Below are 5,573 nucleotides of genomic sequence, written 5' to 3'. Positions count from 1 at the left end.
CGCCTGGCTGGCCGATGCCCCCGTGCCCGATGCCGAACAGCACTTACAGGCAATCCGCAGCGCTTTGGTGTGGGTGGCCGAACACACTGATCAGCAACTTGGCGGTTTTCTGCGGGCGGTGGAAGTCGACAAACAACTGCACGTTGAGGAACTGTCCGTCAGCCAACATTTTCAGGGTCAGGGAATGGGTCGCAAGTTGCTGTTGATGGCCATTGAGTACGCCGCTGAGCAGCAACTTCGCGCCGTCACGCTGACAACATTTTCCGATCTGCCGTGGAACGCACCGTTTTATCAAAAAATCGGCTTTAGCCTGTTAACCCCGCAAGAAACACCGGCGCATCTAGTCGATGCGTTAAACAGCGAAGCAGCCCACGGATTGCCGATTGAACGGCGTTGCGCCATGCATCTTGAACTCAAACCGCAGCCTTGAGATCGACCCCCAACGCTTGGGCAAACGCCTTGACCAACGGACTGCGCACCGTGTTGTGACGCAGGATCAGATTGAACGGCGTAACGATGTGAATGCGCTGCGGCAGCACCGCACGAAACTCTCCGGCCGCGACCAGTGTTGCAGCGTAATGCTCGGGCAGAAAACCCACGAAACGGCCGGTCTTGATCAGCAATGCCACGGCCTCGACCTGAGTGGCAGAGGCGGAAAAACTGTCATAGCGCGCATAGTTGAGCTTATCGCGGTGGATCGCATAGCGGTGGTTGATGCACTCGTAATCCTGCAGCACATTGCCGCTCATTTGCGTCTCGGGCATATCGAACAGCGGATGACCGAGCGCACAGTAAACTTGCGAGCGTTCCTCATACAGCGAGTAATAATCAAACTCTTCACGGCGTTGATAAACCGGAACAATTCCAGCAACTAATCGACCTTCTACGACACCTCTTTCAATCTCATCCAGCTGCGACGCCTGAAGTTGAAATCTTACTTTTGGCGACTCTTCATTGATTTTTTTCAGCGCTGCAACTAACGGCGAACCAGGATCGCTGATCGTATTGTCGATAACGCCTACACCCAGATCACCAATAAGTTCGTTTTGTGCAGAACTAAGCCGGTCACGGAAGTTGTCGACAGAGGCAAATAGATCAATTGACGCCTGATACACCAGGCGCCCTTCTTCGGTGAGGTGAAACCCCTCGCGGCCACGGGTACACAAACGCATGCCAATACGGATTTCCAGATCGGAGATCTGCTTGCTGATGGCCGCCAGGCCCACATTCAGCTCGTTCTGCGCGGCGCTGAAGCCTCCAGCTTCGACCACGGCCTTGAACACCTTGAGCAGTTTGAAATCCAGTCCGCTGAGGGCCAGCGGTGCTCGGTGAGCCGTTTTGACCGGCGGGTTTCCGGAATTGGAAAGTGGGGTTTCCATAATGCTGATTTACCTCTGGCGCAATGTTCAACAATCTGTGTCCAACAACAAAAACATCGCCGACTAATAATAATGATCACAGAAAACACGGCTTGGCAACTGCCAGAAAATCCCGAACATCAGTGCCAACTGACTGTTCGCCAAACATTAAAAGCTGACACTTCGATCAGCTCTCGCGACATTGCAACTGCCCTCTTGAAAACTGCTTTGGCCTGAATCCGTCCGCTGATTGTTCAGCCGGAATTTGCAGGTCATGCACACCGATTTCAGTTCGCGTTACCGACGAGGAAAACAACCAATGTCTCAAACCACCGACCGTCTCTGGGGCGCCCGATTCAAAAGCGGCCCGTCCGCTGCCCTGGCGGCGTTGTCCCGTTGCCCTGAGCGCTATTTCCGCCTCACCCCGTACGACTTGGCCGGTTCCAAGGCGCATGCCGGTGAACTGCAGCGTGCCGGTCTGCTCACCGAGCAGGAAACCCGGACCATGCTCGCCGCGCTGGACGCCATCGGTGCAGACTTCCGCGCTGGCAGCATCGCCCCGACGCTGGACGACGAAGACGTTCACACCTTCATCGAACGCCTGCTGACCGAGCGCCTCGGCGCCTTGGGCGGCAAGCTGCGCGCCGGGCGTTCGCGCAACGACCAGACCGCCAACGATCTGCGTCTGTTCCTGCGTGACCATGTGCGCACCCTGGCCGTGGAAGTCCTCGCTCTGCAACAGGCGCTGGTCGACCAGGCCGAACAGCATGTCGAAAGCATCTGTCCCGGTTTTACGCACTTGCAGCAGGCGCAGCCGATCGTCTTCGCCCACCATTTGCTGGCCCACGCACAGTCGATGCTGCGTGATGTGCAACGGTTGGTGGACTGGGACGCCCGCACCTCGTTGTCGCCACTCGGTGCTGCCGCCATGGCCGGTTCCGCCATTGCTCGCCAGCCGCAGCAATCGGCAAAGGAAATGGGCTATGCCGGCGTCTGCGAGAACTCCATCGACGCCGTCGCCAGTCGCGATCACGTGGCCGAATTCCTGTTCATCGCCAGCATGCTGGGGATCAACATTTCACGTCTGGCCGAAGAGTTTTGCCTTTGGTCGTCGCGCCAGTTCCGCTGGGTTGATCTGGACGATGCCTACGCCACCGGCAGTTCGATCATGCCGCAGAAGAAAAACCCGGACATCGCCGAACTGGCGCGGGGCAAGGCCGGGCGCTTGATCGGCAATCTCACCGGTTTGCTCTCGACGCTCAAATCCCTGCCACTGTCGTACAACCGCGATCTGAGCGAAGACAAGAACGGTGTGCTCGACAGTGTCGACACCTTGCTGCTGGTACTCCCGGCGATGGCCGGGATGGTCGCTACCATGACCGTCAACGTGGCAGAACTGCGGCGTCAGGCACCTCTCGGTTTCACACTCGCCACCGAAGTCGCCGACTGGCTGGCGATGCGCGGCGTGCCTTTCAAGGAAGCGCACGAAATCACCGGCGCGCTGGTGCAGGCCTGCGAGAAACATGGCATCGAATTATGGGAAGCCTCGCCGGCGCTGCTGACCGAGATCGATCCGCGCCTGACCGCTGATGTACGCGACAGCCTGACGCTGGAGGCCGCCATCGCTGTCCGTAGCGGTTGGGGCGGTACCGCGCCGCAACAGGTGCGCGAGCAGATCGGCCGCTTGAAAACCGCCCTCGCCGCGCAACAGCAGTGGACAGAAAACTACCAGGGCTTCCGCCTCTAACGGCCATGGCACATAACCTTGTGGGAGCGAGCTTGCTCGCGAATGCGGTGTGTCATTCAACCTCGATGTCGCCTGACACGGCCTATTCGCGAGCAAGCTCGCTCCCACAGTGATCGTGTTGGATTTGAAAGTACAGTTCGGAGAAACACCATGAGCCAGACTCAGGCAGAACGACTCCAGGCGGAGCGCAAACTGGCGGAAAACCAGTTCGATATCACCCAGTACCAGCATGTGCCACGGCGCTACTACGGGCGGATTTTTTTCGCCACGCTGATCGTCATCGCGATCATCGGCCTGGTGCGCGCCTTCGCCGAAGGCAAGATTGAATGGTCGTACATCGGCCAGTTCCTGACCTCCCAGGCGATCATGTGGGGCCTGTTCAACACCATCATCATGGCCGTCCTGGCGATGGCGCTGGGCATCGTGTTCGGGGTGATCACGGCGATCATGCGCATGTCGGCCAACCCGATCCTGCGCTACGTGGCGCTGACCTACACCTGGCTGTTTCGCGGTACGCCGCTGATTCTGCAACTGCTGCTGTGGTTCAACCTGGCGCTGATTTTCCCCACCATCGGCATTCCCGGGCTGTTCGAACTCGACACCGTGAGCCTGATGACCCCGTTCGTGGCAGCGCTGCTCGGCTTGAGCATCAACCAGGGCGCCTACACCGCTGAAGTGGTGCGCGCCGGCCTGCTGTCGGTGGACACCGGACAGTACGAAGCAGCCAAGTCGATCGGCATGCCGCGTCTGCAAGCGCTGCGCCGGATCATCCTGCCGCAGGCCATGCGCATCATTATTCCGCCGGTCGGCAACGAATTCATCGGCATGGTCAAGATGACCTCGCTGGCGAGCGTGATCCAGTACTCGGAACTGCTCTACAACGCCCAGAACATTTACTACGCCAACGCCCGAGTGATGGAGCTGCTGATCGTTGCCGGTATCTGGTACCTGGCCACTGTCACCGTGCTGTCCTTTGGTCAAAGCCGTCTGGAGCGTCGCTTCGCTCGCGGCGCCGGCAAGCGTTCTTGAGGAATCGAACATGAGAAGCATCGTCAAGGCCGTCAGCCTGAACAAATATTACGACCAGTACCACGCGCTCAAGGACATCAACATCGAAGTCGAGCAAGGCGAAGTGCTGTGCATCATCGGCCCGTCCGGCTCGGGCAAGAGCACCCTGCTGCGCTGCGTCAATCAGTTGGAAAAGATCGACAAGGGCGGCTTGTGGGTCGACGGCGAACTGGTCGGCTATCGGGTCGCAGGCAACAAACTGCACGAACTCAATGAGTCGCAGATTGCCCGCCAGCGCCTGGCGACCGGCATGGTGTTCCAGCGCTTCAACCTGTTTCCGCACATGACTGTGCTGCAAAACATCATCGAAGGCCCGTGCCAGGTGCTCAAGCGCTCGCCCAAGGAAGCCCACGAAGAAGCCTTGGAACTGCTGGCCCGCGTCGGCCTGGCCGACAAACGCAACAGCTACCCGATCGAACTTTCGGGTGGTCAGCAGCAACGAGTCGCCATTGCCAGGGCCCTGGCCATGCGCCCGAAACTGATGCTGTTCGATGAACCCACTTCGGCACTCGACCCGGAACTGGTCGGTGAGGTGCTGTCGGTCATGCGCGATCTGGCGCAGACCGGCATGACCATGATCGTCGTCACCCATGAACTGGGCTTCGCCCGCGAAGTTTCCAATCGCATGGTGTTCATGGACGGCGGGCAGATCGTGGAGGCTGGAAGCCCCGAAGAAATACTAATAAGTCCGCAAAACCCGCGCACCCAAAGCTTCATTTCTGCCGTTCGAACCTAAGCACCGATTGGTGCCACAACACTCATAAGAGAACGACCATGAAGAATTTCGTAATCCCCGCTGCACTCGCTTCTGTCATGTCTTGCGGTTTTGCCGTGGCCGCCGATCTGCCGGCCGGCATCAAGGAAAAAGGCGAGATCGTCGTGGCAATCATGCCGAACTATCCGCCGATGGACTTCAAGGACCCGGCCACCAACACCCTCACAGGCCTCGACTATGACCTGGGCAACGCGCTGGCCGAACGTCTGGGGGTGAAGATCAAATGGCAGGAAACCGGCTTCGAGCAAATGATCAATGCGCTGACCACCGACCGCGTCGACATGGTGTTGTCGGGCATGACCGACACCGGCGAGCGCCAGGCCAGTGTGACCTTCGTCGACTACTTCACCAGCGGCCCGCAGTTCTACACCTTGCAGAAGAACACCGCGACCAACGAGATCATCGACCTGTGCGGCAAGAAAGTCGGCACCAGCCGTCGCACCACATTCCCGGCGGAAATCGCCGCGTGGAGCAAGGCCAACTGTGAGGCGGCCGGCAAACCGGCGATCAACGTGATCGGCACCGAAGGCTCGGCCGACGCCCGTGCGCAACTGCGCCAGAGCCGGATCGATGCGGCGATGCAGGTCAGCGAAACGCTGTCGTACCTCAAGACCCAGGAAAAGGA

General features: G+C 59.1%; 6 protein-coding genes. 5 read left to right on the top strand and 1 reads right to left on the bottom strand.

All coding sequences use genetic code 11. From position 1 onward, the window contains the following. The coding region (locus DBR24_RS29470; RefSeq protein WP_146189150.1) for a GNAT family N-acetyltransferase at positions 1–430 on the top strand (430 nt) is incomplete at its 5' end. On the opposite strand, the gene DBR24_RS29465 is transcribed toward DBR24_RS29470, so the two are convergent. After that, a complete protein-coding gene (locus tag DBR24_RS29465) occupies positions 414–1,379 on the bottom strand; it encodes a LysR family transcriptional regulator (protein WP_123468866.1) in 966 nt (321 codons plus the stop codon). The genes DBR24_RS29470 and DBR24_RS29465 overlap by 17 nt on opposite strands. A gap of 298 nt (positions 1,380–1,677) precedes the next feature. Here DBR24_RS29465 and argH point away from each other — a divergent pair, with 298 nt between their 5' ends. The 4 genes from argH to DBR24_RS29440 all read left to right on the top strand — a co-directional run. Next, entirely contained in the window at positions 1,678–3,105 is a 1,428-nt protein-coding gene (gene argH, locus DBR24_RS29460) for an argininosuccinate lyase (RefSeq protein ID WP_128616454.1), read from the top strand. Between the two features lie 150 nt (positions 3,106–3,255). Then, entirely contained in the window at positions 3,256–4,134 is an 879-nt protein-coding gene (locus tag DBR24_RS29450; RefSeq protein WP_123468870.1) for an amino acid ABC transporter permease, read from the top strand. Positions 4,135–4,144: 10 nt separating this feature from the next. Then, the gene (locus DBR24_RS29445; protein WP_123468872.1) at positions 4,145–4,909 is read left to right on the top strand and encodes an amino acid ABC transporter ATP-binding protein; all 765 of its coding nucleotides are present in this window, start codon (positions 4,145–4,147) and stop codon (positions 4,907–4,909) included. 38 nt (positions 4,910–4,947) lie between these two features. Continuing rightward, positions 4,948–5,573 (top strand): ABC transporter substrate-binding protein (locus tag DBR24_RS29440; protein ID WP_146189149.1); only part of this gene is annotated, 626 nt, incomplete at its 3' end.

Source organism: Pseudomonas sp. HMWF006 (genome assembly GCF_003061205.1).
GTDB classification, from domain to species: Bacteria; Pseudomonadota; Gammaproteobacteria; order Pseudomonadales; family Pseudomonadaceae; genus Aquipseudomonas; species Aquipseudomonas monsensis.
The sequence above is the reverse complement of the archived record's forward strand: the minus strand, read 5'-3'. Positions and strand labels throughout refer to the sequence as shown.

Coding starts and splice junctions, on each gene's coding strand:
- DBR24_RS29450 (WP_123468870.1), top strand. CDS start 3,256: ATGAGCCAGACTCAGGCAGAACGACTCCAGGCGGAGCGCAAACTGGCG.
- argH (WP_128616454.1), top strand. CDS start 1,678: ATGTCTCAAACCACCGACCGTCTCTGGGGCGCCCGATTCAAAAGCGGC.
- DBR24_RS29465 (WP_123468866.1), bottom strand. CDS start 1,379: ATGGAAACCCCACTTTCCAATTCCGGAAACCCGCCGGTCAAAACGGCT.
- DBR24_RS29445 (WP_123468872.1), top strand. CDS start 4,145: ATGAGAAGCATCGTCAAGGCCGTCAGCCTGAACAAATATTACGACCAG.